This is a genomic window from Pseudomonas sp. PDM04, from assembly GCF_014851765.1.
Taxonomy (GTDB): Bacteria; Pseudomonadota; Gammaproteobacteria; order Pseudomonadales; family Pseudomonadaceae; genus Aquipseudomonas.
The window spans coordinates 388,547-409,918 of the sequence record NZ_JACVAI010000007.1 but is presented as its reverse complement, the minus strand read 5'-3'; the positions used below and the strand labels follow the sequence as shown (position 1 = coordinate 409,918).

Here is a 21,372-nt window from a genome sequence, read left to right as displayed (position 1 = left end):
CGCCCCAGTTTCCACCTGGGCATTCACTGACGGCGTTCCACACGGCAGGCCGTGGAAACTGTTAGCCGATCTTTTTTGGCAAGGGCCGGTTGACGGATGATAGATGACCAGTTAGTTTATTAAAACGTTCTCACCACTGGATGTCTTTACCATGGCTCGCCCGGTCAACCTTGAAGTCAGATCCCGTTTGCTGTCGATTGGCCGTCAGGTCGTGCACGACCGCGGCTACAACGGCTGTGGCGTACAGGACATTACGGCGGCGGCCGAGATTCCCAAGGGGTCGTTCTACAACTACTTCGCCAGCAAGGAAGACTTCGCGGCCGAGATCCTCGAGGACTACTGGACCTCGATCGAGACCCGCCACGGGCCGATCTTCTACGACGCGCGGGTCAAGCCACTGGAACGCATCGGCCAGTTCTTCCAGGCACTGGTGCGGGAGCACGGCGAGCATGAATACAGCCTGGGCTGCCTGATCGGCAACCTGTCGCTGGAAATGTCCAACGGCAGCGAGCAGACCCGCAAACGCCTGACCGATGTTCTGGCCCGCTGGGAAGGCTTGCTCGCCAGTTGCCTGCGTGAAGCGCAGCAACGCCGCGAACTGCCCGAAACAGCCGATGCCGAAGAGCTGGCCAGCGTCATCGTCGAAGGCTGGGAAGGCGCTGTCATGCGCGGCAAGGTCTTGCGCGACGGTGCGCCGTTGCAACGTTTCGTATCGATCGTTTTGCCACGGCTGCTGGAGTGAGTTTTTTTTGCCCTCTTAATAAGCCGACTGGTCATTTATGTTAAGCGTCAACCCCGTCATAAACCCGAGAGGTAAACCGCAATGAGCACGTCCGAAAACCTGTACGCAGACCCCGCTGAACCCGCACTGCCAGGCAGTGGTTTCAAACTCGACCTGAGCAAGGCCGCCCTGGTGGTCATCGATCCCCAGAACGACTTCCTCAGCCCGACTGGCGCCAGTTGGGCGGTGTTCGGCGAAAGCATCGTCGAGAACAATACCGTCGAGAACCTGGAGAAACTGTTCAAGGCCTTCAAGGCAAGCAAACTGCCGGTTGCCGTGTCGCCGCACTATTACTACCCGCACGACCATGACTGGCATTTCGGCGGTCCGCTGGAAAAGGTCATGCACAGCATCTGCATGTTCGATCGCAAAGGGCCGAACACGCTGGAGGATTTCGAAGGGTCCGGCGCCGACTTCCTCGAGATCTACAAGCCGTACATTCTCGATGGCCAGACCATCATCGCCTCGCCGCACAAGGTCTACGGCCCGGAAACCAACGACCTGGCGCTGCAACTGCGCAAGAAAGGCGTGACCCAGATCATCCTCGCCGGCATGGCGGCCAACCTGTGCGTGGAATCGCACTTGCGTGAGCTGCTGGAGCAGGGCTTCGAGATCGTGGTCGTGCGTGATGCAACCGCCGGCCCGCGCCTGCCGGACGGCGATGGCTACCTGGCGGCGATCATCAACTACCGCTTCCTCGCCCATGGCCTGTGGACCACCGAAGAAACCGTCGCGCAACTGCAACAGGCACGTTAAGCCTGTCACGCTGATCCGTCCCAGGGAGGCCGGGCATTGCGCCCGGTCTCCCGAAGGACCGCCCCTCGGAGAGCCCCGATGAAAATCCCGGCGCGCTATGAGCATTTCGTATTCGGCGTCGTGCAATCCGGCCTGACCTGCTCGGTCGCGGCCGCCATCGCCACCACGCCCCACGCGTTCGACATCGCCTTTGCGGGTCGCTGGCTGAGTGCCTGGGCGCTGTCCTGGGTGTTGATGTTGCCGGTGGTGTTACTCGCGGCGCCCGTGATCCGAGGCGTGGTACGGCGCATGACCGTCACGGGCGAGTGACCGCCGTGCACGGCAGGATCGTGCGCATCCACCACCCTTCAAGTGACGCCGCGCCCTCTTGCAGAGCACGTCACACCCGCCGGGAATTCCCCGCCTCCCCCTCTACCCTTCGAGCCTGCAGAGCCCCCGACAATACAGGATGATTGCGATTGGCCACTCAGTGACCGATGGGTTTTCACCGTGAACGTCCAGCTCGCAAATGTCGATATCAGACACAACGGCGGCGCGCTCGGAAAACTGGGTTGTCCGACAAGCCGGATAAGGTAGCGCTGCTTTTTGCAACGAATCACCACATCGAAAGGATGGATTTACCAGGAACAGCAGCGTCCGGAGGTCGCCGCATCTACCCAGGGCATAAGCCTGCCCCCATCAATACGTCTAAATGCCGTTCACCAGAGAAAAACAATAATGATCAGCCCGAGCTCCAAGGATTCGAGTGGCCAATTGGCGCAGGGCTTCAAGCCTCGCCACGTCACCATGTTGTCTATCGCAGGGATTATCGGCGCCGGCCTGTTCGTGGGCTCAGGGCATGCGATCGCGGCGGCGGGACCGGCGGTGTTGCTGGCCTATCTGGCCTCAGGCCTGCTGGTCGTTCTGGTCATGCGCATGCTGGGTGAAATGGCGGTGGCCAACCCGGACACCGGCTCGTTCTCCACCTATGCCGATCAGGCCATTGGCCGTTGGGCGGGTTTCACCATCGGTTGGCTCTACTGGTGGTTCTGGGTGCTGGTCATCCCGATCGAGGCGCTGGCCGCCGGACACGTATTGAACCAGTGGTTTGCGCAGGTCGAAGCCTGGCAGTTCGCCCTCGCGTCAATCATTGCGCTGGTCGTGACCAACCTGTTCAGCGTGTCCAAATACGGCGAATTCGAATTCTGGTTCGCCATGGCCAAAGTAGTGGCGATCATCGGTTTCATCGGCGTGGGATTCGCGGTGTTGACGGGTTGGGTTCCCGACCGGCAAGTCAGCGGATTGAGCGGCCTGATGGCCGAGCACGGCGGATTCGCACCCAATGGCCTGTCAGCGGTCGTGGGCGCCTTCATCACCATCATGTTCAGTTTCATCGGCACCGAAGCGGTGACCATCGCCGCCGCTGAGTCCAGCCACCCGGCACAGAATATTGCCAAGGCCACGCGCTCGGTGATCTGGCGCATCGGGGTGTTCTATCTGCTGTCGATCTTCGTGGTGATCTCCGTGGTGCCCTGGAACGATCCCTTGTTGGCCGCAACAGGCTCCTACCAGCGCGCGCTGGAAATCATGAACATTCCCCATGCCAAATTCATGGTCGACGTGGTGGTGTTGATTGCCGTGGCCAGTTGCATGAACTCCTCGATCTACATCGCGTCGCGCATGCTGTTTTCACTGGCGCGCCGTGGCGACGCGCCCCGACCGCTGAAGGCGACCTCGGCCGGCGGCGTGCCACGGGCGGCAGTGCTCGCCAGTACCGTGCTGGGTGCGGCTATCACGGTGTGGAGCTACTTCATGCCCGCCGGGTTGTTCGAATTCCTGCTCGCCAGTTCCGGTGCGATTGCCTTGCTGGTGTACCTCGCGATTGCGGTTTCGCAGCTGCGCATGCGTCGGATGCTGCGTCGGCAAAACGTCGAGTTGACCTTTCGCATGTGGTTGTTTCCCTGGCTGACGTGGCTGGTGATCCTGTTCATCTGCGCGGCCCTGACGGTCATGATGATCTCCCCACAACACCGTACCGAAGTCATCACGACCATTGGTCTGGCCCTGGCGATCTCGTTCATCGGCCTGGTCACCTCGCGTCAGTCTGCCCAGCCGGCCAGGGCGACATCAGCGGGATAATACACATGTCATCGAGCCGCCCCGCACTCAACGGGAAATCGACCCAATCGATTGGTTTCCTGCTACTGGACCAATTCACCCTGATCTCCCTGGCGTCGGCGGTGGAGCCCTTGCGTATGGCCAATCAGTTGTCGGGGCAGGAGCTCTACCGCTGGCATACGTTCAGCCCGGGTGGCGAACCGGTCTGGGCCAGTGACGGCGTGCCGATCACCCCCGATGCAGCGTGGGACGATCCCTGGCAGGCCGACACGGTGATCGTGTGTGGCGGGGTGGGCATCCAGAACGTGGTCACGCCTGAGCACCTGACCTGGCTCAAAGCCCTGGCGCGGCAGTCCCGGCGGCTGGGAGGCATCTGTACCGGCAGTTGGGCGCTGGCCAGAGCCGGTTTGCTCGATGGCTACGAATGCAGTGTGCACTGGGAATTCCTGGCGGCCATGCAGGAGGCTTTCCCGCGAGTGGGCATGAGCGCAAGCCTGTTCACCCTCGACCGCAACCGCTTCACCAGTTCCGGCGGCACGGCGCCCATGGACATGATGCTGCACCTGATCGGTCGCGATCATGGCCGCGAGTTGTCTGCGGCCATTTCGGAGATGTTCGTCTACGAGCGCATTCGCAACGAACAGGATCACCAGCGCGTTCCACTCAAGCATGTGCTCGGCACTCATCAGCCGAAACTGCAGGAAATCGTCGCGTTGATGGAGGCCAATCTCGAGGAGCCGATCGACCTGGACCACCTCGCGCAATACGTAGACCTGTCACGTCGACAACTGGAGCGCTCGTTTCAGAAATACCTGCACTGCACACCCTCACGTTACTACCTGCGGCTACGCCTTGTTCGAGCGCGCCAGTTGCTCAAGCAAACCTCAATGTCGATCGTCGATTTGACGGCTGCCTGCGGTTTTGTATCCACGCCGCACTTCTCCAAATGCTATCGCGAGTACTTCGGGGTGCCGCCGAGCGACGAGCGCTGTGGTGCGGGAACCGGCCGCAAACCCGCCGTGCCCGCAATCGCTCAACCGCGATGGATCCAACCGGTCACCGCGTTCGACCAGGCACGCAGCGAATCGACCTTTGCCAGCGTCCCGGTCAGCGCACCGTCCACATCCTAGATCGACGCCTCACGCCGATACCGCCCAGGCGATTGCCCGTGAACACGCCGGAACGCGACGCCGAAGGCCGCGTCGGACAGATAGCCCAGCGAAGCCGCAATGGACGAGACGCTTTCACCGCCCTTCTGCAAGCGTACTGCCGCCACACGCATGCGCCAGCGGGCGCTGTATTCGACAGGGGCTTGCCCGACCTGCGCCTTGAACCTTGCGGCGAAACTCGAGCGCGACATGCAGGCAAGTTCCGCCAGTTCACCCAGCCTCCAGTTCTTTTCCGGCTGGCGATGTATCGCCCCCAACACCGACGCGATGGCCGGATCGCGAAGCCCTGCGAGCCAGTTCAAGTCATCCATGGCCGCCGTGGAAATGTGATATCGCAAGGCGTGGACAAAGATCATTCGCAGCAGATCGTTGCACACCGAATAGGCGCCCACCTGTGCCGACTGCCACTCTCGATCGAGTTCATCCAGCAGCCAGGCGAATGACGAAGCGCCCGCGCCACTCGCCGGAATGATGAAGGCCGGCGGCAACAGGTCGATCAGCTCGACAGCCCCCGGACGCTCGACCGACACACTGCCCCCCAGCAACTCCACATCCTCCCCTGCCCCCATCTTCGCCGACGCGCCTTCCTGGGAAAACACCACGGCCGCATCGACGGGCTCGACCTCTGGTGAACTGGCCAGGACAAAGGGCGTGCGCGACACCACGAAGCAATCACCCGCACGCAGAAGCTGAGCCGGCGCGCCCTCCGTGAGCAGCCAGCACTCACCGCGCCGCACCACATTGAATTTCAACTCGATGGGACGAAACCGCAGGGCCCACACGCCCCCGGCTTGCAGGCGCACCGAGCACGCCGTGCGCAGGCCGGTCATGGCGAGCACATCAGACAAGGGATCGGAGGTTGCGCTTTGGATGATCACGATAAAAACCCGGATGTTCTGACCTGTTTTGTCCGGCGATAGTAACCAAGAATAGTCAGCCTCGATAGCAGGAGGACACACACATGCCTACGCCACAACAGCCTATCCGCTCGCCCTTTCACGCTGCCAGCACCGCCGCCGATGTCATGGCTGGCGTGGACCTGAGCGGTCGCATCGCCATCGTCACCGGCGGCCACTCCGGCATCGGCCTGGTCACCGCCAGGCGCCTGGCCGAGGCCGGCGCGAACGTCATTGTGCCCGCCAGGGATCCGCACAGAGCCCGCGAGGCGTTGGCAGGTGTCGGGCAGGTCGAAGTGCAGGCCATGGACCTCATGCAGCCCGACTCCATCCAGGCCTTTGCGCGCCGCATCGTGGCCCAAGGCAACCCGATATCCCTGCTGATCAACTGCGCCGGGATCATGGCCGCGCCCTTGCTGCGCGACGCCCAGGGCCACGAAAGCCAGTTCGCCACCAATCACCTGGGGCACTACCGCCTGACCTGTGGCTTGTGGCCCGCGCTCGTCGCAGGAAAGGGCCGCGTGATTGCCGTGTCATCGCGTGGACATCAGATCGCCGGGATCGATTTCCAGGACATCGATTTTCAGCAACGCCCCTACGACAAATGGCTCGCCTACGGTCAGTCGAAAACCGCCAATGCGCTGTTCGCCCTGGCGCTGGATCGACGCGGCAGTCCACACGGCATACGCGCTTTTTCCCTGCACCCGGGACAGATCCTGACGGACCTGGCGCGTCACCTGAGCACCGAGGAAATCGCCGCGTTCGACATTTATGATCAACAGGGCAAGCCAAGGGTCGAGCCCGAATCGGGTCTCAAGACCCTGGAGCAAGGCGCGGCAACGGGTCTGTGGTGCGCCACCCGCAAGGACCTGGACAACCAAGGCGGTGTGTACTGCGAAGACTGCAACATCGCGCCGATCAATGACGCGGCACTGGGGCGCAAGGGCGTGGCGCACTGGGCGGCCGACCCGGAACTCGCCGAGCGCCTTTGGGCGTTATCCCGGCAATGGACAGGCATGGACGTCGCCTGAGCGCTGGAGGCCGTCCGGGCAAACGCCGGACTGCTTATCCGTTGCTGCTCACCCAGCACATCCGGATCGAATCGCGCCGGCCAGGGCCGGTGTCGGACAGCTCGGCCCTCGACGGCATTGGCGCAAACACCGAAAACAGGGTCATGGCACGGCCTGTGCTCTCCCGGATGGCGTGCGATTGCGATCGCACCGACAGCCCTTCAGGAGATCCCTCATGTCTGCCATTGAACGTACCACCGATATCGACCTGGTCGCCTATGTCGACCAGGCCCGGGCTGATGCCCTTCACGCCTTTGACACCCTGCGGGCGAACGGCACGCTGTCGGCGAGCCTGACGTTCCACATTTCCCATCGCATCCCCGGCACCGACCGCTTGCTGGGAATTCGTTTTCCCGGTGGCCTGGCACGGGACCAGACGCCGAAGATCAGCCTGTCGGCGTTCGCCGATCACCCTGACTCGCTGATCAATGAAGCGCGCCTGCAAGCCGACACCGTGATCCATGTGCACACCGCCTGGCTGTCGGCCTGGTCACTGGCGCACAAGCCGTTCCCGATCCTCTATGTGGCGGCGGCCCGGCACCTGCTCGCACGGGAAATCCCCAACCATCTGGAGCGCACCCGCAGCGCCCTCGAGGTGATTCGCGAGCGCCTGGACCAGCACCCTGAACTGGCGCCGCCTCCGGCGTTGCTGGAATCCAACGGCGGCGCCAACTTCTGGGGCCAGGGGATTCTGAAGACTTCGGAAATCATCCTCTTTGTCGAGGAGGCCGCGCGTTACCAGGCGATTGCCGAACAGTTGGGGGGTGCGCAGGTTTACACCCCCGGCGCGCTCGAACTGCAATGGAAGCGTACCGGTTTGCTGGAGCGGTCCAAAGCCTATACCGGTTGAGCCCCCTCTCCGTCACGCCCGGGTGCTGCTCCAGCAGCACCCTCCCAGCAGGTGCGTCCAGGCCAGCAGTCCGCTCGCTGTAAACTCGCCAAGCGCTCCCCCGGCAATAAGTTTTTCTACATACTTTTCAACAAGTTACATTTTACTACCGCGCTTTTTCATTTTAGGTACGGTTGTTGCGATACCCCCATCAAACGGGCTGATACACAGACCCGACATTAGCCTTGCGAGAGTCTTCGATCTCTCTTCCGAAGCAGTAATGGGGAGCACTATGTTCAAACGCACACGTTTATCCATCGCGGTGGCTGTCAGCCTGGGAAGCCTTTGCATCAACAGCAGCTACGCCGACGAAAACCTCGACCCACAGGCATCGGCCACCAGCGGCTCGACCCTGGAAAAAGTCACGGTCACCGCCCAGAAGCGCGAAGAAACCGTACAGGAAGTGCCCGCTCCGATCTCGGTCCTCAGCGGCGACAAGATCCGCGAAGCGTCGCTGAATTCCGCCAACGAAATCACCCGCTACATTCCCAATGCCTCGGCAGGCACCACCGACGGCCACGGCCGCCCGCGCTGGTGGATCCGCGGACTGGGCACCGGTGACCAGGGGGCCAACACCGTGAGCCCGGTGGGCATCTACATGGACGACGTGTACATCTCCAACATCAGCGCCACCGGTTTTCCGCTGTTCGACCTGGACCGTGTCGAAGTGCTGCGCGGCCCGCAGGGCACCCTGTGGGGCAAGAACACCACCGGCGGCGCCATCAACTTCATCTCGAAAAAACCGACCTTCAAGGAGGACGGCTATTACAAGCTGGACGCGGGCACCTACGCCAACCGTGCCGTTGAAGGCGCCGTGGGCGGTGCGCTGGTTGACGACAAGCTCGCGGCCCGCGTGGCGATCCGTCACCAGGCCAATGACGGCTACAGCGAAAACAAGGCCAACGGCAACGACCGTGGCGCCCTTGAGGACGACGCGATTCGCCTGCAGTTCCTCGCCGTACTCTCGGATGACCTGGAAGCCAACCTCAACTTCCACAGTCGCCGTTACCACGACACCGGCAGCTCCAGCTCCGTCAACTATGGCACCGGACCGAACGGCAACAATCAGTTCGGCTACCACGTGGACCCCAAGCAGGGCGATGTGTACTACAACGCCAAGAACAGCGCGAACATCGAACAGGATGGCGGCAACCTCAACCTGATCTGGCAACTGGGCGACCTGCAACTGACCTCGATCACCGCGCTCGAATCGTTCAAGCGCGATGCCGTGAGCGACAGCGACAACACGCCCCTGGAATTGCAGCGCGGCTATGCCTACGCCAACAGCCGACAGTTCTCCCAGGAGCTGCGCCTGGCCTCGCCCAGCAGCGACCGGCTGAACTGGGTGGCGGGCCTGCACTACTTCAACGAAGACCTCGACTCCAAAAGCGCCAACGGCACGCTGGACAACACCTACATCAACCGCAGCTACAACCGCGTGGCGTACGACCAGAAGACCGAAAGCTATGCGCTGTTCGGCAGCGTGACCTACAACTTCACCGACGACTTCAGCCTGACCGGTGGCCTGCGCTGGACCCGCGAACGCAAGTCGATCGACCTGAACCGCGTGGCCAACGTGGGTCAGGCGAGCTTCGGCGGTGGCGACTGGTGGAAACCCGAGAATGTCACCTCGGCCCTGGGCGTCACCGCCCTGCAGGATGAAAGCAACACCTGGAGCGACTGGACCTACGACCTCACCCCGCAATACAAACTGTCGGACAACGCCCGGGTGTATTTCCGCTATTCCAAGGGCTTCCGCTCCGGTGGCTACAACGCTGGCGTCACCACGCAATCGACGGTGGCCACGGTGGATCCGGAATACCTCACCGCGTACGAACTGGGGTTGAAGTCCGAGTGGTTCGACGGGCGCCTGAACGCCAACGCCAACCTGTTTTATTACGACTACGAAGACATCCAGTTGAACATCGTGACCGCCGTCAACAACCAGACCGTGTCACGCCTGGCCAACGGCGCACAGGGCGAGGCCTACGGCGCCGAGTTCGAACTCGAAGCGATCCCGCTGGACAACCTGCACGTCAACTTCGGCCTCGGCCTGCTGCACACCGAATTCACCGACTACACCTCGGGCCCCAACGATTACTCGGGCAACAAATTCGTCCGTGCCCCTAACGTCTCTGCGGTGATCGGTGCCGACTACCGGATTCCGCTGAACGTCGGCGGTGCCATCGTCGTCGGCACCGATTGGGACACCCGCAGCCGCCAGTACTACTTCACCAACGACCAAAGCCAGAACATGCGCAGCGGCGGCTACACCCTCGGCAATGCCCGACTGACCTACGAACTGCCGGGCGGCAAAACCGAGGTGACGGGCTACGTGCACAACCTCACCGACAAGGAATACCGCAGCCATACCCTGCCCGGCGGCTTCCAGAGCGCCGGCGTGATGTTTGGTGACCCCCGCACCTTCGGCGTTTCACTGACCAGCCGCTTCTGATCAACCCTGGTGGCCGGCGTTGGCCGGCCACTGCCACACAAGGCAGATACTCATGAAACTTTCGCGCTTGTTTCCCTCCCGACTCTGGGTGCCGGCTTCGCTGGTGCTGGGGTTATTCGCCAGCCAGTTGAGCCTCGCGGCCGCCCCGTTGAAAACCGTGCGCATCGCCACGGTCGCCTACTCGAATGCCGGCAAGGTCACCTTCAACGGCCCGACCTACCTGATGGACAAGGACCCATGGCTGAAGGAGCAACTGGCCAAACGCGGTGTCGAGTTGCAATGGGTGCCGGCGGCCACTGCCTCGGTAGGTACCTTCGTCAATGAAGAGTTCGCCAACAAGCGCATCGACTTCGCGTTCTACGGCGACCTGCCGAGCATCATCCTCAACTCATCCGGCGTCTCGACCAAGCTGCTCGCGGCGGGCGGCACCGGCAACAATGTCTACCTGGTGGTGCCGCCAGACTCCACCGCGCAGTCAATCGATGACCTGAAGGGCAAGCGCGTGGCGCTGCACCGTGGCCGGCCGTGGGAACTGTCGTTCGCCAAGCTGCTGGAATCGCGGCAGCTGACATTCGACGATTTCCGCATGTTCAATCTCAACCCCCAGGCTGGCGGCGCCGCGCTGAGTGCCGGTCGCATCGACGGCTTCTTCACCTTGAGCGACGCTTACCTGCTTGAAGACAAGAAGGTCGGCAAGATCATCTGGTCAAGCAAACAGGCACCGGCAGACTGGAAAATGCGCGCGGAGCTGTTCGGTGCCAGCGACTTCGTCGACCAGCAACCGGAAGTCACGCAACTGGTGGTGGACGCCTATCTGAAGGCGCTGCAATGGGCCTCCCAGGAAGAGCACAAGGCCGAGTACATCGAGCTGTTGTCGCAGTCGGGCCAGCCGCAGAGCGTGCTGTTGCGCGAAGTGGACGGCGAATCCTGGAAGGATCACTTCAGCCCGCTGATCAACGTGCCCCTGCGCCAGCATTACCAGGACGGCATCGCCTACAGCCTCCAGGCCAAGCTGATACGCAAGGACGTCAAGGTCGATGACCTGCTGGACAACCGCTTTGTCGAACAGGGCCTGAAGAACCTCAACCTGACTTCTGAGTGGAAGTAACCGCCGATCAGAGGGACACGAACAGCGGTCAAACAACGCGGGCATCCGGACAGCCCGCGTTATCGTTGACGACCATCGCGAGCGGGTCGTTCCCACAGGGCAATGCGGACACCTGTGGGAGCGGGCATGCTCGCGAAAAACGTTCGAACAACGCGGGCATTCAGATCGCCCGCTCTCTTGCCGCCGGAATACTCAGGCCGCGTTTTCCAGCAGTTTCTTACCCTGTTCCCACAAACCCGTCATATTCCACTGCTGCTCCAACACCCCCGGGCCGAACTCTTTCGAGCCGCCCAGACCTTCGGCCAGGCCCTGGAACCATGCACCCTCTTCGATCAGCAGGATCAGCTTGGACACCGGGATAATGCCAGCTCCCCAGAAGGTCGCACCGCCATTGGCCTCGAGGATCGCTTGCAGGTGGGGATCGCGCTGGAGCTGCTCAATGATGAAGTCCGGCTCCGGCTGGCGACGATCGACATAGATCGGCAATTCGCGGGACAGGGTCACGCGTTGCGAAGCGGCATAGCGGATTGGCAACACCCGGTGCGCGCTGGCCCAGCCACCCAGCCATGGGGTGTGCACGTGGATCACCAGATTGATGTCCGCACGCTCGGCGAACACCTTCGCGTAACGCCTGCCATTGCCACCGGCCTTGCTGCCACTCAAAGGCGAACTGCCGGCAACGGATTCGTCCAGGTACAACACGCCGTCATAGTCGGCCACCACCGCACGGATTTCTTCGTCTTCCGCCCACGGGCCAGGCGCATGCAGGGCGATCACCAGGCGGGTCTCGGGCACACGCAGGTAGGCCTGAAGGGTGTTGGTGGCGGTCAGGGTTCGGGTATTTTTCAGCACGCGGAAGGCCTTGGCGAAATCGCGCTTGGCCTGATCCAGGTAGGTAAGTTGTTCGGCAGTCAACACGTGAGTCATGGCAAAACACTCCAGCTAATCGATTGAGAATGCCGGATCGCAGTCCTGGCATGTCAACCTGCTGAGCACTTCCTGTGCCAGCTTGCGACAGGCCACTAACCATCTGTTTTTAATCACTTTTATACAACACGACAAGATTGCGGACGAGCCCCGCCGCGATCTTGCTGCATCACCAGCATCACCTGCTGATCAACTGCTGCTACGCCAGCAGCCGTCCGCCATCCTGTCCCCCTGTACCGCCCAGGGCCCCGGCCCACGGTGCTCCGAGTGCTTGGCACAGCCGTTGCAATTGCTGCGACACCGCGGCTCTCGTACCGACCGGCCCGAGTTTTCTGATTCTGGAGTTTTCTATGAGTACCGAATTTTTCTGGCGCCTGCCCCTGGGCAGTGACGGGCATTATCTGGCCACCGACAAAAATACCCGGGGCGCCGCCATTCATCGTCCGGGCAACATCGCGCCAGGCCGGTTGCCGAATGGTGAACCGGACGGTTTCACCTACATCGACTACATCGCGCAAGTGGCCAAGGCCGCCGAGCTCGCCGGCTTTGAAGGCGCCCTGCTGCCCACCGGCCCGGAGCCGTGGATCGCCGCTGCGGCGCTGGCGCGGGAAACCCGCCGGATCAAGTTCCTGATCGCGTTCCAGGCCACCTGGACCCTGCCGGCGTACGCCGCACAGCAAGCGGCCATCCTGCAGAACCTCAGCCACGGACGGCTCGACTGGAACATCATCACCGGTGGCAACCCGGCGGCTCAACGCGCCAACGGCGACTTCCTCAGCCATGACCTGCGCTACAAGCGCACCGGCGAATTCCTCGACATCATCAAGGGCTTGTGGGAGAACGAATCGTTCTCCTACCAGGGCGATGTCTACCAACTGGAAAACGGCTCACTGCCACGCGGCCTGACCCGGGAGCGCAAGCCGAGCGTGTACTTCTCCGGGTTCTCCGACCCGGCGCTGGACGTTGCCGCCCGTCACGCCGATGTCTACCTGAACTGGGCAGAGCCGGTCGACAAGCTCAAGCCACACATCGAACGGGTGCGCGAACTGGCCGACAAGCAAGGCCGCGAAGTGCGCTTTGGCATTCGCATCGACCTGTTCGCCCGTGAGACCGAAGAAGCGGCATGGTCGGAGCTGCGCCGCCAGTACGATCGCATCGATGCCAAAACCAGCGAGTTCATCAAGAGCTTCGCCAGCGGCTCGGACTCGGTCGGCGCGGCCCGGCAAACGGCCTACCACCAGAACTCCGAACGCTTCGAAGACCTGATCATCGGCCCTAATCTGTGGGCCGGTTTCGGCAAGGCCAAGCCGGGGCCGACGATTGGCCTGGTCGGCAGCCATGAGAACGTCGCCGAGCGCCTGGCCGAATACCGCGACGCCGGTTTCTCGACCTTCATCCTGGCCGGTAACCCGCACCTTGAAGAAGCCCTGCGCATTGGCCAGGAAGTGCTGCCACTGGTGCATCAACGGCCTGTCGCGGACGCAACGCCTGCGGCGAGCAACCTGAAGATCGCCGGCTGATCGGCCGCACAGACATTTCACCTGCACCCAGCCCCGCACACACCCCGGTGTCTGCGGGGTTTTCACGATCCAGGCATCGGTTTTTGAAGAAGTGAATCCATGATCGAGCACTACCCTTTGCTGCGCAGTCTGCTGATCTATCGCGAAATGCCCCGGCGCTTCGCCCTGACCACCCTCCTGTTCCTCGTGGTCAGCGGCGGGCTGGCCGTCCAGCAATGGCTGATCGGGCAGGCCATGAACGACGTCAACAACGGCCAGGCCGTCATCCGTCTGGACGACGGCAGCCTGGATGCCAGTCGCGCGTGGTTCTGGGTATGGCTGCTGCTCGCCGTGGCGCTGGTGCGCGGCGCGGCCCAATATGCCAGTGGCGTGTTGTCGCTGATCCTCAGCCAGGCCCTGCTCACCCGCCTGCGCGAGCGCATCCTGCAGCAGGTGCAAACCCTGCCGCTGGGCTACCACTGGGAGCATGGCATGGGCGAGATGATCAGCCGCACCACCCGGGATGCGGACAAATTGCGCGATGCGTTGATCAGCTTCTGGCGACAACTGGTGGAAACGCCACTGATCCTGGTGGCCACAGTCGGCCTGTTGGCCTGGTACGACGCCTGGCTGGGACTGGTGCCGCTGCTGTTGACCGCCCTGGGTCTGTGGATTTTCGTGCGCCAGACCGAACGCCTGTTGATCCTCGACCGTGAAGTGGGCGCCGCCTACGACCGGGTCAATCAGGACCTCAGCGAAGGCATCGGCGGTGTCCGGGTGATCAAGTCGTTCGCGCTGGAGGCCAGTCGCATCGAACGATTCAGCCAGCAGGTCGGTTTCTTTGCCGAGCAGGCACGCCTTGCCCTGGCCTTTGCCAGCTCACGGATACCGCTGCCGCAAGTGATCGTTGCGCTCAGCCACGTATGGATTTTTGTCTATGGCGCCCTGCGGGTACGCGACGGCCATCTGGGCATCGGTGAATGGGTGACGTCACTGCTGATTGCCACCACCCTGGTGTTTCGTATCGAAGGCATCGGCCGGGTGATGCAGGTGTTCGCCGATGCGCGCTCCTCTGCCGAGCGCATCTGGCAACTGCTCGACGCGCCACTGACCCTGCAGAGCGCAACCCAGGCGTTGCCGGCGCGGCCGCTGGGGTTGCGCTTCGAGCAGGTCACCGTCAACGCGCCAGGCGGCGGCCGAAGCATCCTGCACGATTGCAGCTTTACGCTGGAGCCCGGCGAGGTTGTCGCACTGGTCGGGGCCACGGGCGCCGGCAAGAGTCTGCTGGCGAGCCTGTTGCCACGCCTGACGGATGCGCAGCAGGGCGTGGTCTCGCTCGGTTCCAGCCGTGACGGCTGGCAGGACGTGCGCACGCTCAATCTGGACGCGTTGCGCCAGCGTGTGCACGTCGTACCCCAGGAAAGCTTCCTGTTTTCCGACACCCTCGCCGCCAACCTGCGCCTGGCTGCTCCCGGGGCAAGCGACGACAGGCTGCTCCAGGGCTTGAGCCTGGCCGCGGCCGAGGACGTGCTGGAGCGCCTTCCCCATGGGCTGGACACTGCGCTGGGCGACCGCGGCGTTACGCTGTCCGGCGGTCAACGCCAACGCATCAACCTCGCGCGCGCCCTGCTGGCACGTCCCGACATCCTGTGCCTGGATGACGCCACCAGTGCCTTGGACTCTGTCACCGAGCGCCGGGTGATCCACAACATTCGCGGCTTGCTGCAACACGACGGGCAAACCACCACGTTGCTGATTGTCTCCAGCAAGCTGTCCACCATCCTGCTCGCCGACCGGGTCCTGGTGCTGGCAGACGGTCACATTGCCGACAGCGGCACGCACGCCGAGCTGGTCGAACGCAACGCTTTCTACCGTGATCTTTTGGGGGTCGAACATGACGAATCCACTGCCCGGTAAAGCGCTCAGCGATATCGAGATTGAAGAAGCGCTGGCCAAAAAGGGCCTGGATCGCAGCATGTTCAGTCGGCTGTTGCCGCTGCTCGGCCCGGTGCGCTCACGCATTCTGGCGGTGATCGGGCTGGAGTTGCTGCTGGTGTTCGCCGTGTTCCTGCGCCCCTGGTTCGTCCGCGAGCTGCTCGACCGCGGCCTGGTTCGCCAGGGCGATGCATGGCTGCTGGATTTGACCCTGACAGGCCTGCTGGGCCTGGGTCTTGTGGGCACCTGGAGTGCACGTTTCCTGCTGGCCGGCCTCTCGCAATACATCGCCGGCAGCGCCGCCATTCGCGTACTCAACGACTTGCGGGTGCGGGTGTTCAGCCATGTGCAGGCATTGAGCATCGGCTACTTCGATCGGACCAAGGCCGGCCGCATCATTTCCCGTGCCGACCGTGACGTCGACAGCCTCGAAGCGCTGCTGATCCAGGGCCCGCCGGAACTGCTCGGCGCCCTGCTGCGTTGCAGCGTCGCCTCGATCATGTTGTGGCTGATCTCGCCGGTGTTTTTCCTTGGCCTGGCGGGCATCGTGCCGGCGTTGTTCGTGGCGACCTGGAGCTTCAAGCGGATCTCGCAACGCACCTGGGCCCGGGTGGCGGAGAACCGCAGCCGCTTCACCGCGCACCTGGTGGAAACCGTGGCCGGGGCGCGCATGATCCAGCAATGCGTGCAGCAGGAACCGAACCGCCTGCGCTATCGAGGCTTGCTGGAAGACTTCAACGATGCCTTGATTGGCGGCAACCTGCGCTCGGGCTGGTTCGCACCGTTTACCGGGCTGCTGGCGGCGCTCGGCATGGCGGTGCTCCTGATGCTGGGCGCGTATGGCCTGGCGCAGCACCAACTGACGGTCGGGCAAGTCGCCGAAAGCCTGTTCTACGTGATGCTGTTCCTCGGCCCCCTGCAGGAACTGTCCGATCTGTTCGAGCGCTATGCCACGGGTTCGGCTTCGGCCCAGCGGATTTTCCTGCTGCTCGATACCCCACCGGACATTCTCGACAGCGACACCCCGGTGCCCCTCGAAAAAGCCCGGGGCGCGGTGAACTTCGAGCACGTGACATTCGCGTATCAGCCGGGTGCAAAAGCGGTGATCGAGGACTTCGTCCTGCGCATCCCCGCCGGTCAAGTGCTGGCACTGGTCGGCCCGTCCGGACATGGCAAGAGCACCCTGGTGCAACTGCTCACGCGCTTCTACGAAGTGCAGCACGGTGCGGTGACACTCGACGGCATCGACATCCGGCAACTGACCCAGCAGCAATTGCGCCGCCACGTGGGCGTGGTGCTCCAGGACAATGTGCTGTTCAGCGGGACCATCCTCGACAACCTGCGACTGGCCCGCCCGGACGCCAGCGATGAGCGACTGATCGCAGCGGCGCAGGCACTGGGTGCCGACGAAGTGCTGGAGCGGCTGCCCCGGGCCTATCACACCGAAGTCGGCGCGCTGGGTGCTCACCTGAGCCATGGACAACGACAATTGGTGTGCCTGACCCGTGCCTTCCTCGCCGACCCGGCCGTGCTGGTCCTCGACGAAGCGACCTCGGCGGTCGACATCCACACCGAACGGCGCATCCAGAAAGCCTTGCGGCGCCTGTGTGAAGGACGCACGGCCATCATCATCGCCCATCGGCTGGCGACCATTCGCGACGCCGACCGGATCGGCGTCGTGCGCAACGGCCGACTGATCGAGCTGGGCAACCACAGCGCGCTGCTCGACCAGGGCGGGGCCTACGCCGCGTTGTATCGCACCTACGAACACAACGAACACGCCCCCGCCGCGCCACAGCCCGCGAGCGCCTGATGACGCGCCGTGCTGCTGGTCACCCACCGACCTTGCTGATCGATTGCTGCTCCAGCAGCAATAGACCCCCGTAGCCCCTGAAATCACTGCGGCAGGGCCCCGTAAACACGGGGCTTTGCCGATGATTCGCCGCGTGGCATGCCCGTTGCAAATGCCCTATGCAATCGGTGATCAACCGCCTCTGTGAAGACCTGCCGTAACCTATGGAGTAAGCACAATGTCCCACCCCCTCGAAACACTCTGGTACACCCGCTGCCCGGTACCAACCGGCCTCGGCATCGCCGTTCAAAAGGGTTGGCTGGAAGAAGCCCTTGAACAGCAAGGCACGCGCATCCAGTCGTTGCGTGAGTCCAGCGAGCAGGCCGTGCGCGAATCGCACTTTGATCACACCCTGCAGAACTCGGTTCGCCACGGCGGCAACATCCCGGCCATCTGGGCTAAATCCAGCGGCCGCGACACGCGGGTAATCGGCTTGTCCTGGGCCGATGAAATCCAGCTGATCCTGACCCTGCCCGGCAGCGACATCAAAACCGTCAAGGACCTCAAGGGCCGCAGGTTCGGCCTGCCGCACTGGGTCAATGCGCAAATCGACTTCACCCGCGCACAGGCCCTGCGCGGCCTGGAGAACGCCCTCAAACTCGAAGGCCTTGAAGTCAAGGATGTCGAGCTGGTGGATTACGTCCACGGCGGCACGTTCAGCGACGAGGCCACACAGGTGGTCAACGGCGTGGCCAACTTCGGCGGCCGCCGCAACGGGGGCCAGAACGCCGAGCTGGTGGGCCTGCTGCGCGGCGAAGTCGATGCGATCTTCCTCAAGGGCGCACACGCCGCCCAACTGGCCCACCAGTTTGGCCTGCACACCGTGATCGACACCGGCTCGCATCCGGAACCGCTGATCCGCTCGAACAACGGCACCCCGCGCACCCTCAGCGTCGACAGCCATTTGCTGGATCAGCACTACGACACGGCGGTGGCGATCCTGTCCTCGGTGGTACGCGCCGAAGAATGGGCCTGGACTCACCCGCAGGACACCCGGCGCTTCCTGGCCCACGAAACCAACAGCAGCGAGTACTGGGTCACCGCGGCCTACGGCACGGATGCGCACCAGCGCCTGCGCACCAACCTCGATGAGCGCTCGATCAATGGCGTGCAGGACTTCACCGATTTCCTGCACCGCTGGAACTTCATCCCGGCGACTTTCTCCGTTGCCGACTGGATCGACCCTCGCCCTCAGGAAACCCTGCGCAGTCTGGTGGCCACCCGTACCGGTTGACACGTTGCCTCGGGCAGCCGGCTACAGCCCCTGCCCGTTTCGATTTTCAGTGCCATGACTTGTCTGGATTGCCTGCATGACAAAACCTCTCGATACACTCTGGTACACCCATAGCCCGGTTCCCACCGGGCTGGGCATCGCGGTCGAATCCGGCCGCCTGGCCGAAGCTTTCCGCCCTTACGGCACGAACATTCAAGGCTTGCGCGAATCTTCCGACCGGGAAGTGCGCGAGGCGCATTTCGACCACCACCTGGACAACTCGGTCCGCCACGGCGGCAACACCCCGGCGATCTGGGCCAAGGCCAGCGGCAAGAACACCCGTGTGCTGGGCCTGTCCTGGAGCGACGAAGTCCAGTTGATCCTGACCACCCCGGAAAGCGGGATCAAAACCACCCGCGACCTGCGCAACCGGCGCTTTGGCATTCCCAAATGGGCCAACGTACAGATCGACTTCGGTCGCGCCCAGGCGTTGCGCGCCCTGGAAAACGCCCTGCAACTCGAAGGACTGGGGATCGCCGACGTCGAACTGGTGGATTACCCCTACGGCGGCACCCACAGCGACGAACCGATCCAGCATGTGTTCGGCGCGCAAATAACCCTGAAGAATCGACGGCGCAACAACGAGCTGATCGGCCTGTTGCGTGGCGACATCGACGCGGTCTTCGCCAAGGGCGCTCATGGCGTGCAACTGGCCGAGGAGTTCGGGCTGCATGTGGTGATCGATACCGGCTCGCACCCGGACCCGATGATTCGCAGCAACATCGGCACCCCGCGAACCCTGACGGTGGACCAACACATGCTCGACGAGCATTTCGATGCCGCGGCACTGATCGTCGAAACCGTGTTGCGGGCCGAACAGTGGGCCTGGAGCCATGCCGACGAAACCCGCCGCTTCCTCGCCCGCGAACTCAACACCAGCGAATATTTCGTCGCCGCAGCCTATGGCGAAGACGCACACCGGCGGTTGGTCACCCGCCTCGAGGAACGGTCCCTGCTGGCCCTGCAGGACCTGACCCATTTCCTTCATCGGCATCACTTCATCGACCACGCCTTCAATGTGCGTGACTGGGTTGATTCCCGGCCGTTGGAGTCGGTGCTGGACAAAACCAGGCTGGCCATCTGATGAACAGCCTGATCAGTGCGACAGCCCAGCCACGGCTGTTTATTCGGCGGCTGCGCTTCAGCCGGCTCAGCGGGTTTGTGTCACCGTTGCTGGTGCTGCTGGCCTGGACGCTGGTGGCGCAATCCGGTCGCTATTCCGAGCAGTTGCTGGTGCCACCGGCGGTGGTCTGGGACACCTTCAAGGACTTGCTGCACAGCGGCGAACTGCTGGAGCACATCCGCTTCAGCCTGAGTCGCCTGGGCCTGGGTTTCGCCTTCGGCGCCAGCGCCGGGTTGCTGTTCGGTATCGTCCTGGCCCTGTCGAAAACAGTCGAAGTGTATTGCTCTCCGCTGTTCCACACCCTGCGGCAGATCCCCTCCATTGCCTTGATACCGATGTTCATCCTGGCGTTCGGCGTGGAAGAGACATTCAAGATCCTGATCGTCACCAAAGCCGTGTTCTTCCCGGTCGCGCTGGCTGCCAGCGAGGGGATCAAGGCGATCCCGCGCAACTACTTCGAGGTCGGGCGAATTTACCGCCTGCCGCTGCGCCATCTGATTGCCGACATCGCCTTCCCTGCCGCCGCACCGCCGATTCTCACCGGCCTGCGCATCGGCCTGAGTCGGGCCTGGATGGTCCTGGTCGCCGCCGAGCTGCTGGCGGCCGACAGCGGCCTGGGGCAGATGATCGAGATGGCGCGGCAGATGATGCGCATCGACATCGTAATGGTCGGCGTGGTGGTCATCGGACTGATCGGCTTCGTCCTCGATTACGGCTTTCGCCTTCTCGAAAAACGCCTGTTCCGCTGGAAAACCCGTTAGGAGAATCCCATGAATTCATTGGTTCGCGTGCTGCGTCGTGGTCGTGGCCTTTTGCTGCCGATGCTGCTGATCGGTCTGTGGGAAATCGCCTCGCGCCAGGGTGCCGCCCAGGCCTATGCCTTCGTCCCCCTCGAAGTGATCGGCCAGGGCCTGGTGGAATTGATCGACAGCGGCGCCTTGCTGATCAGCACCCTGGCCAGCCTGCAACGCACCTGCATCGGCTTGCTGCTGGGGGTCACGCTGGGCATAGGCGTCGGCGCAGCCATGGCGCTTTCGACCGTCGTCGAGCGGGTCATCGGCCCGCTTTACCACATCATGCGCCAGGTGCCGATCCTGGGGCTGATCCCGTTGATCGCCCTGTGGTTCGGCAGTGGCGAGGGGGCAAAGATACTGATCGTCAGCCTCGCCGCGTTCTACCCGATGACGCTCAACACCTTCGAGGGCTTCAGTCACATCGAGCCGCGCTACCGCGAAGTCGGCCGGGTGTTCGAATTAGGCCCACTCCAGCAACTGACCCAAGTGCTGCTGCCGAGCGCCCTGCCCTCCATCGCCAACGGCGTGCTGCATGCCCTGGCATTCGCCTGGGTGAGCTCCGTCGGTGTCGAGCTGTTTCTATCGACGGGCGCGGGTCTGGGCAACCTGATGATGAATGCCGAGGCTGGCTCACGCATGGAAGTCGTGGTCATCGGCGTGCTCTGCATCGGCCTGCTCGGCTACGCCATGAACCAATTGTTCTCGCGCCTGAGCCAGCACCTGCTGCGCTGGCGCGACACTCGTTGAA

The 21,372-nt window shown here is 63.0% G+C and carries 18 protein-coding genes; 16 read left to right on the top strand and 2 right to left on the bottom strand.

The genetic code is table 11. The features are described 5' to 3' along the window. Positions 1-151: 151 nt before the first annotated feature. The 5 genes from IB249_RS26515 (at position 152) to IB249_RS26495 (ending at position 4,764) form a co-directional block, all read left to right on the top strand. The gene (locus IB249_RS26515; RefSeq protein WP_192308844.1) at positions 152-742 is read left to right on the top strand and encodes a TetR/AcrR family transcriptional regulator; all 591 of its coding nucleotides are present in this window, start codon (positions 152-154) and stop codon (positions 740-742) included. An 81-nt stretch (positions 743-823) separates the two neighbouring features. Further along, entirely contained in the window at positions 824-1,537 is a 714-nt protein-coding gene (locus IB249_RS26510; RefSeq protein WP_192308842.1) for a cysteine hydrolase family protein, read from the top strand. Positions 1,538-1,615: 78 nt separating this feature from the next. Continuing rightward, positions 1,616-1,846: a DUF2798 domain-containing protein gene (locus IB249_RS26505; protein WP_192308840.1), complete on the top strand. Its 231-nt coding sequence runs from the start codon at positions 1,616-1,618 to the stop codon at positions 1,844-1,846. A 408-nt stretch (positions 1,847-2,254) separates the two neighbouring features. Continuing rightward, the gene (locus IB249_RS26500; protein WP_192308838.1) at positions 2,255-3,655 is read left to right on the top strand and encodes an amino acid permease; all 1,401 of its coding nucleotides are present in this window, start codon (positions 2,255-2,257) and stop codon (positions 3,653-3,655) included. 5 nt (positions 3,656-3,660) lie between these two features. Next, complete coding sequence (locus IB249_RS26495) at positions 3,661-4,764, top strand: GlxA family transcriptional regulator (protein ID WP_192308836.1); 1,104 nt, start codon at positions 3,661-3,663, stop codon at positions 4,762-4,764. Here the strand turns inward: IB249_RS26495 and IB249_RS26490 are convergent. Beyond that, positions 4,761-5,681 (bottom strand): AraC family transcriptional regulator, encoded by a 921-nt coding sequence (locus tag IB249_RS26490; RefSeq protein WP_318653518.1) that lies wholly within the window; start codon positions 5,679-5,681, stop codon positions 4,761-4,763. The two genes, IB249_RS26495 and IB249_RS26490, sit on opposite strands and share 4 nt — an antisense overlap. Positions 5,682-5,764: 83 nt before the next feature. On the opposite strand from IB249_RS26490, the gene IB249_RS26485 reads away from it, so the two are divergent. From IB249_RS26485 to IB249_RS26470, 4 genes are all read left to right on the top strand, one after another. Beyond that, positions 5,765-6,730 carry an oxidoreductase gene (locus IB249_RS26485; RefSeq protein WP_192308834.1) on the top strand — a complete coding sequence of 322 codons (966 nt, stop codon included), beginning with the start codon at positions 5,765-5,767 and terminating at the stop codon, positions 6,728-6,730. Between the two features lie 214 nt (positions 6,731-6,944). Then, positions 6,945-7,619: a class II aldolase/adducin family protein gene (locus IB249_RS26480; RefSeq protein ID WP_192308832.1), complete on the top strand. Its 675-nt coding sequence runs from the start codon at positions 6,945-6,947 to the stop codon at positions 7,617-7,619. 271 nt (positions 7,620-7,890) lie between these two features. Then, on the top strand, positions 7,891-10,113 hold the full coding sequence (locus IB249_RS26475) for a TonB-dependent receptor (protein ID WP_192308830.1): 2,223 nt from the start codon (positions 7,891-7,893) through the stop codon (positions 10,111-10,113). Positions 10,114-10,165: 52 nt separating this feature from the next. Beyond that, the gene (locus tag IB249_RS26470; protein WP_192308828.1) at positions 10,166-11,221 is read left to right on the top strand and encodes an ABC transporter substrate-binding protein; all 1,056 of its coding nucleotides are present in this window, start codon (positions 10,166-10,168) and stop codon (positions 11,219-11,221) included. Positions 11,222-11,413: 192 nt separating this feature from the next. On the opposite strand, the gene IB249_RS26465 is transcribed toward IB249_RS26470, so the two are convergent. Continuing rightward, on the bottom strand, positions 11,414-12,148 hold the full coding sequence (locus IB249_RS26465) for a class II aldolase/adducin family protein (RefSeq protein ID WP_192308826.1): 735 nt from the start codon (positions 12,146-12,148) through the stop codon (positions 11,414-11,416). 350 nt (positions 12,149-12,498) lie between these two features. Between IB249_RS26465 and IB249_RS26460 the strand changes: the two genes are divergently transcribed. The 7 genes from IB249_RS26460 to IB249_RS26430 all read left to right on the top strand — a co-directional run bounded on the left by IB249_RS26460 (position 12,499) and on the right by IB249_RS26430 (position 21,371). Further along, the gene (locus tag IB249_RS26460; protein ID WP_192308824.1) at positions 12,499-13,668 is read left to right on the top strand and encodes an LLM class flavin-dependent oxidoreductase; all 1,170 of its coding nucleotides are present in this window, start codon (positions 12,499-12,501) and stop codon (positions 13,666-13,668) included. A 99-nt stretch (positions 13,669-13,767) separates the two neighbouring features. Continuing rightward, entirely contained in the window at positions 13,768-15,564 is a 1,797-nt protein-coding gene (locus IB249_RS26455) for an ABC transporter ATP-binding protein (RefSeq protein WP_192308822.1), read from the top strand. Then, the gene (locus IB249_RS26450) at positions 15,542-17,395 is read left to right on the top strand and encodes an ABC transporter ATP-binding protein (RefSeq protein ID WP_192308820.1); all 1,854 of its coding nucleotides are present in this window, start codon (positions 15,542-15,544) and stop codon (positions 17,393-17,395) included. The genes IB249_RS26455 and IB249_RS26450 overlap by 23 nt, the downstream gene beginning before the upstream one ends. 217 nt (positions 17,396-17,612) lie before the next feature. Next, positions 17,613-18,668: an ABC transporter substrate-binding protein gene (locus IB249_RS26445; protein WP_192308818.1), complete on the top strand. Its 1,056-nt coding sequence runs from the start codon at positions 17,613-17,615 to the stop codon at positions 18,666-18,668. Between the two features lie 76 nt (positions 18,669-18,744). Further along, positions 18,745-19,791 carry an ABC transporter substrate-binding protein gene (locus tag IB249_RS26440; protein ID WP_192308816.1) on the top strand — a complete coding sequence of 349 codons (1,047 nt, stop codon included), beginning with the start codon at positions 18,745-18,747 and terminating at the stop codon, positions 19,789-19,791. Next, complete coding sequence (locus IB249_RS26435; protein WP_192308814.1) at positions 19,791-20,591, top strand: ABC transporter permease; 801 nt, start codon at positions 19,791-19,793, stop codon at positions 20,589-20,591. The genes IB249_RS26440 and IB249_RS26435 overlap by 1 nt, the downstream gene beginning before the upstream one ends. 9 nt (positions 20,592-20,600) lie before the next feature. Next, positions 20,601-21,371, top strand: a complete 771-nt coding sequence (locus IB249_RS26430) for an ABC transporter permease (protein ID WP_192308812.1) — start codon at positions 20,601-20,603, stop codon at positions 21,369-21,371. The last annotated feature ends 1 nt before the right edge of the window (position 21,372 follow it).